General features: G+C 63.6%; 5 protein-coding genes and 1 pseudogene. 5 read left to right on the forward strand and 1 reads right to left on the reverse strand.

Annotated elements, in window-relative coordinates; translation table 11 throughout:
- Positions 1-74 precede the first annotated feature (74 nt).
- Entirely contained in the window at positions 75-464 is a 390-nt protein-coding gene (locus tag E3O50_RS12550) for an MmcQ/YjbR family DNA-binding protein (protein ID WP_134449147.1), read from the forward strand.
- Positions 465-546: 82 nt separating this feature from the next.
- Complete coding sequence (locus E3O50_RS12555; protein ID WP_134449148.1) at positions 547-1,869, forward strand: replication-associated recombination protein A; 1,323 nt, start codon at positions 547-549, stop codon at positions 1,867-1,869.
- 687 nt (positions 1,870-2,556) lie between these two features.
- Here E3O50_RS12555 and E3O50_RS12560 read toward each other — a convergent pair.
- The gene (locus E3O50_RS12560; RefSeq protein WP_166787370.1) at positions 2,557-3,129 is read right to left on the reverse strand and encodes a TetR/AcrR family transcriptional regulator; all 573 of its coding nucleotides are present in this window, start codon (positions 3,127-3,129) and stop codon (positions 2,557-2,559) included.
- A gap of 228 nt (positions 3,130-3,357) precedes the next feature.
- Between E3O50_RS12560 and E3O50_RS12565 the strand changes: the two genes are divergently transcribed.
- The 3 genes and pseudogenes from E3O50_RS12565 to E3O50_RS12575 form a co-directional block, all read left to right on the forward strand.
- Positions 3,358-4,158 carry an alpha/beta hydrolase gene (locus tag E3O50_RS12565; RefSeq protein ID WP_198413462.1) on the forward strand — a complete coding sequence of 267 codons (801 nt, stop codon included), beginning with the start codon at positions 3,358-3,360 and terminating at the stop codon, positions 4,156-4,158.
- Between the two features lie 10 nt (positions 4,159-4,168).
- On the forward strand, positions 4,169-5,269 hold the full coding sequence (locus tag E3O50_RS12570) for an SDR family oxidoreductase (RefSeq protein WP_241975246.1): 1,101 nt from the start codon (positions 4,169-4,171) through the stop codon (positions 5,267-5,269).
- A 415-nt stretch (positions 5,270-5,684) separates the two neighbouring features.
- Positions 5,685-5,978, forward strand: a pseudogene (locus E3O50_RS12575) (tyrosine-type recombinase/integrase); the annotation flags it as partial.
- Positions 5,979-6,218: the final 240 nt, after the last annotated feature.

Raw genomic sequence — 6,218 nt, forward strand, 5'->3', positions numbered from 1 at the left:
TGTCAGACAAAGTATGTACCATTGTACGCAGTTTCAGAAAGCCCAGAAACGGGCAGTGACCCCAGGAGGACGACATGCAGGGTGACACACTCCAGCAACACGCCCGAGAGCGCGTCGGGGAGCTTCCCGGCGCGGAGCTCGAGCACCCCTTCGGACCCGACTGGGAAGTATTCAAAGTCCGTGGAAAGGTCTTCATGCTGATCACCGAAATTACTGGTGAATCGATCGTGATCGTCAAGGCGGACCCGGAAGACAGCCGAGCTCTCCGCCAGCAGCACAAGGACATCACGCCGGGCTACCACATGAACAAGCAGCACTGGATCACCTTGAATCCAGGCGGAGACCTGCACGAGTCTCTCATCGACGATCTCGTCACCGAGTCCTACCTCCTCGTGGTCGAGAATCTGCCACGCGCAAAACGCCCGGTCGATCCCGAACTGTTCGGCCACCGGAGCGGACTGTGACGCTCTCGCGCGGGCAGCTGCAGCAGCACACCCCTAGCGTCGGCACGATCACGAGCGGTCACTATTTTGACAAGCGGCAGTCGTGAGCGAGACACCGTCTCTCTTCGACATCGACGACGAGTCACGGCCGCTGGCTGATCGGCTCCGGCCGCGCACCCTGAACGACGTCATCGGGCAGGTCCATGTTCTTGGGGCGGACGCACCGATCGGGCGAATGGTCAACGCACAGAGACTCATGTCGATGGTGCTCTGGGGGCCACCCGGGTGCGGCAAGACCACGATCGCGCGGCTTCTCGCCGAGCAGACCAACCTCGCGTTCGAACCCCTTTCTGCCACCTTCGCCGGCGTCGCCGACCTTCGAAAAGTGTTTCAAGCAGCGCGGCGCCGGCGCGAGGTCGGTCAAGGCACGCTGCTGTTCGTCGACGAGATCCACCGCTTCAACCGCGCCCAGCAGGACTCGTTCCTTCCCTACGTCGAAGACGGCACCGTCATCCTCGTCGGCGCGACCACGGAGAACCCCAGCTTCGAACTCAACGGAGCACTGCTCTCCCGCACCCAGGTCTTCGTTCTGAAGCGCCTCGACGACGTTGCGCTCAGCACGCTCATCACCCGCGCCGAAGCGCTCATCGGTCAGCCGCTACCGCTGACCGATGAGGCGCGTCAGGCTTTGATCGCGATGGCGGACGGTGACGGCCGGTACCTGCTGAACATGATCGAGCAGGTACACGCCCTGCCCGCACCCGTCGACCCGGCAGCCCTCGCGGCCGCCGTGCAGAGACGGGCACCGCTGTACGACAAAGCGCAGGAAGGCCACTACAACCTCATCTCCGCTCTCCACAAGTCGATGCGCGGCTCCGACCCAGACGCAGCCCTGTACTGGTTGGCACGGATGCTCGACGGCGGTGAAGACCCCCTGTTCATCGCCCGCCGCATCACCCGATTCGCCACCGAGGATATCGGCATGGCCGACCCGAACGCCGTTCAACAGGCCCTCGCCGCCTGGGACGTCTATGATCGCCTCGGTTCACCAGAGGGAGAACTCGCACTCGCGCAGGCCGTCATCTACCTGGCAACCGCGCCGAAGTCGATCGGCGTGTATCGCGGATTCAACAAGGCCCGCGCCGCCGCGAAGCGGACCGGATCGCTGATGCCGCCCGCGCACATCCTCAATGCCCCAACCCGCCTCATGAAAGATCTCGGGTACGGCGAGGGCTATCAGTACGACCCGGACACCGAGAACGGGTTCTCAGGCGCGAACTTCTTCCCAGAGGGCATACCCCGACAGACCTTCTACGAACCCTCCGCCGAGGGATATGAGCGAGCCATTTCCGCACGGCTTCGCCACTGGGCCCAGCTCCGGGACGGTTCCGCCAGTGGCCGTACTCCCGAATCCGACCCCGACTAATCCGGGCAATGAAAAAGACCCCCGGACTTCCGCGTAATTACGCGGATCTCGGGGGCCTTACAGTGCGGAGACGGTGGGATTTGGACTCTGGCCGAGCAATCATCTGGACTCTTCGACGCTCACGAACCGCATAATTACGCGGAAGTTCGATAACTCGGACGTCGCTCGATCACGTGGTTTTTGTACGAGTGTTGCCATTTTGTTGCCACGGCCCTTCTTGGAGCCCAGACGCGGTCGTCGCTCCCGACCTCTTGATCCGTAGTCGAAACCGGCTGCTCGAAGCACAGCCGAGGGTCCGCGAATCCCGTAGATTCACGGAGTTAGGGTGCTGTTGACTCACTCGCGACAAACGCATTTTGCTTGAGCTGCAGGCAGGATGTGAGCACGGGCCTCCTCTCGATTGCCTAGTACACCTATCTCGTTTGCATTTGAGATCTCGTTCCAACTCGACTTTGATTCGTCGTTCACTCTCCAACACAAACTGCGTTTAGGTTGGAATTGTCGATGACGTTCCAAATCCGCTTGTCGATGACACGTCGGCCTGGCCGGACAACATCATCAGTACAAGCTTCGACGCGCTCGGGGACCGCCCTGGTGACTAGCTCCGACAGCCCGGTCCCGCACCTCGAAGCCCACGATGTCCATGCCAGCCGTGGCGTGGCGCGGCGCGGCGCGGCGCGAGAATAATCACGGAGCCGTGAGTGCCCGAATGACGGCGGACGCTCCCGCCGGCTGAGCACCCGCGATGAGGGTTCTGAACAGCACCGTCCCGATGAGCGCATCCGCGAGTGCCGCGGGGTCCGCGGCCTCACGAAGCTGGCCGAGCGACTGGCCGCGCGCGAGCCGATCAACCAGGCCCTGGTGATAGGGACCGGTCGTCATGGCGTACAGCAGTTGGGCGTGACCCTGATCGTCGGAGGCCGCCGAGATCAGCGCACGCGTGAGCGCGGCGACGGCAGGGTCCCGGAGGGACGCCGTGATCCGTTCGAGCCACTCAGTCAAGTCGACGTCGAGCGATCCCGTGTCCGGCACCGGTTGCTGGGGCAGCGTGAGTTGCCCCTCCAATACGAGGTCCGCGACGATGAGGGCCTTGGAGGCCCACCACCGGTAGATCGTCTGGCGCCCGCACCCTGACCGCGTTGCGATCGCTTGAAAGCTGAGCTGCTGATAGCCGCGCTCGGCGATCAGGTCCCGGGCTGCTTCCAGGATGGAGCGTCGAACGGATTCACTGCGGGGTCTCCCTCGCGCAGCATTCGTCATGTGTCTAGTATAAGTTTGTACTCGCATTACGAGGCAGATGTATCGTAATATCGGCGCTAGCGCATCCGCCGCGCAACCAAGGAGATTCCCATCAAGGCTTCCCAGCTCAACCCTGAACTGCGCGCAATCTATCGTTTCGTCCCGAACCTGCCGACCGGGCGACTGTGGCGGATCAGGGCCATCCGTCGACTCCTCCGTGCTGCGCCCCAACCGAAGCGCCCCACAGGAATGACCTTCGAGAAGATCGACTTCGGACCAGGTGCTGGCGTGCGCGTCTTCACTCCCGCTTCGGGGGGATCCGGCGCCGCATTGCTCTTCCTACACGGCGGTGGCATGGTGATCGGCGCGGCGTCGCAGGAAGACGCGCGCCTCATCCAGATCGCCGACGAGCTCGACATCGTCACCGTGTCCGTCGAGTACCGCCTCGCACCCGAGAATCCCTATCCTGCCCCACTCGACGACTGCCTCCAGGCGTGGCGCTGGCTGCAGGACAATGCGAAAGCACGCGGCATCGACCCGGAGCGCATCGCGGTGGGCGGACAAAGCGCGGGTGGGGGCCTCGCTGCGGGCCTCGCGCTGCGCATCCACGACGAACTTCCGGTGCAGCCCATCGCACAACTCCTGTTCTGCCCGATGCTTGACGATCGGACGGCAGCAGACCGCACGCGAGACGCCGAGAACAATTTCCTTTGGAACAACCGATCTAATCTGACCGGCTGGACTGCGTACCTCGGTGACGCGCCCGGCGGTCCCGAGGTTCCTGCCTACGCGGCGCCGTCGCGACGTCGTGACCTCTCCGGCCTGCCTGCCGCGTGGATCGGGACGGGCGACATCGAACTGTTCTTCACAGAGGACCGCAGCTATGCGGAAGGACTCTCGGCGGCGGGCGTCGACTGCACTCTCGTCGTCGTCCCCGGTGCACCCCACGCTTTCGAATCGGTCGCCATCAGCGCTCCTATAGCAAAAAAATATTCTGCAGACGCGCTCGCGTGGCTGAAGCAACAGCTCACGATCACCGGAAATAACTAAGGAGAATCCCATGGCGAAGACAGACAAGCCCCTCACCGCGAAGTCCTCGATCGGCGAGTGGTTGAAGCATCCGGTGGGTGCTCCTCTGATCCGGGACCTGCTCGCGGGCGGCGGACAGACCGAATCGGCGCTGAGGCCGGTTCGCATGCTCGCACTCCAGAAACTCGTCAGCCTCAGCCAGGGACAGATGCCCCAGTCCGTGATCGATGACCTCGTCCTGCGCGCCAATGGCGGCGAAGCGCCCTCCGAAGACGCCGAAGAGGAGGCGGGCGACCTCGCAGCCCCGGTCAACCTCCCGTCGAAGTTGAGGGGCGAAGTCGTCGTCGTCATCGGGGTCGGTGGCATGGGTGAGCTCATCGCCCGCCGCCAGGGCACCGGCAAGCGCCTCCTCATCGCCGACTTCAGCCAGGATGCCCTCGACCGGGTGCGCACCGCCCTGCGCGGCGACGGGTACGACGTGACAGACCGCAAGGTCGACGTGTCCTCCCGCGAATCGATGGCCGCGCTCGCGGCGGAGGCGGCGGCCCTGGGCCCCGTGTTCCAGGTCATCCACACCGCCGGACTGTCGCCCGTCCAGGCATCCGCCGCCGCAATCACCGCCGTCGACCTGGTCGGTGTGGCAAACATGCTGGAGGAGTTCGCGGCCGTCGTCGAGGCAGGCGGTGCCGGTCTCGTCATTTCCAGCATGGCCGGATACGGCATCGACCTGACACAGCAGGACGAGGAGGCGCTCGCTAACGATGACCCGGCCAGTCTCGCGCAGCTGCCGTTCATCAGCGCCCTCACCGACCCCGGTGCGGCGTACGGTTACGCCAAGCGCGGCAACATCTTGCGCGTCGAGGCCGCGAGCGTCGCCTGGGGCCGCCGCGGAGCCCGCGTGAACTCGATCAGCCCCGGGGTTATCGCCACCCCACTCGGCCAGCAGGAACTCAACGGCGAACACGGCGACGTCATGCGTGCCATGATCGAGTCCTCCGGCGCCGGCCGACTCGGAACCCCGAACGACATCGCCGACGCCGCAGCCTTCCTCCTCGGCCCGACGGCTTCCTTCATCACCGGCACCGACCTCCTCGTCGACGGCGGAGTAGTCGGAGCGCGCAGCGCAAGCTAAAGGACGATCCACGGGTCGTGCGGCAGCACATGTGAGCCAACTGCCGCACGACCACCTTGGTCTTCAACGACTCCTCATCGCATCAAATATCGGAACAGGTGTTCAGGAGCTGCATCGCAGAGGGCCGACGGCGCCCCCGTCTATCGTTCCGGTCAAGATTCGACTCTGACAACTGCGCGAGCCACGTTGGCACTTCAAGAGCATGGCCAGCCGAGAGCGAGATATCGGGCCGAGACCGTCGCGACCGAGACCTCATGCCTTGTGGTCTGCCGGAACAGGTTCGGCGGCTGCCGCCCGATCGCATCGTGCGTCGCCCAGATCGCGCCCAGGGCCCACCGGATCGCATCGACTTCCGCCAACGCACAATGCCCAGCCAATCGACCATCGCCAGATCACGCTCTGTCACCTGCCCCTCCATGACCTCCGGCACACGGCCGCGAGTCTCGCCGTGAGCGTCGGCGCGAACGTGAAATCGGTGCAGCGGATGCTCGGCCACGCCTCCGCCGCGATGACCCTGGACATCTACGCGGACCTCTTCGATGCCGACCTGTACGCCGTTGCCACCCTCCTGAATCAGGCTGCCACGTTCTCAAGTGTTGCCAAAGTGTTGCCACGGGAGGATTTTGGCCAAGAAAAACCCCCACATCCCTTGAAAACACTGGGATATCGGGGGCCTTACAGTGCGGAGACGGTGGGATTTGAACTCTAATCAGACCCCAGCGAAGGACTGATGGAGGCCCAACTTCCGCGTAATTTCAACGTTTTTAGGTCACTTGGACACGCCCAGAATCAGGGTGATTTCTTTCAGATGTGGGCAAAATGTGGGCAGAGGCTGGCCTCCGTTTTCACATGTGATGTATCTGGACATGGGTGACAGTTCTGTATCAGGACATCGGTAACACTTCCTGTATCAGGACATCGGTGACAGTTAGATAGTTTTCGGTCGCCG

It is taken from the genome of Cryobacterium sp. MDB1-18-1 (assembly GCF_004402735.1).
GTDB lineage: Bacteria > Actinomycetota > Actinomycetes > Actinomycetales > Microbacteriaceae > Cryobacterium > Cryobacterium glucosi.

Coding starts and splice junctions, on each gene's coding strand:
- E3O50_RS12550 (WP_134449147.1), top strand. CDS start 75: ATGCAGGGTGACACACTCCAGCAACACGCCCGAGAGCGCGTCGGGGAG.
- E3O50_RS12560 (WP_166787370.1), bottom strand. CDS start 3,129: ATGACGAATGCTGCGCGAGGGAGACCCCGCAGTGAATCCGTTCGACGC.
- E3O50_RS12565 (WP_198413462.1), top strand. CDS start 3,358: ATGACCTTCGAGAAGATCGACTTCGGACCAGGTGCTGGCGTGCGCGTC.
- E3O50_RS12570 (WP_241975246.1), top strand. CDS start 4,169: ATGGCGAAGACAGACAAGCCCCTCACCGCGAAGTCCTCGATCGGCGAG.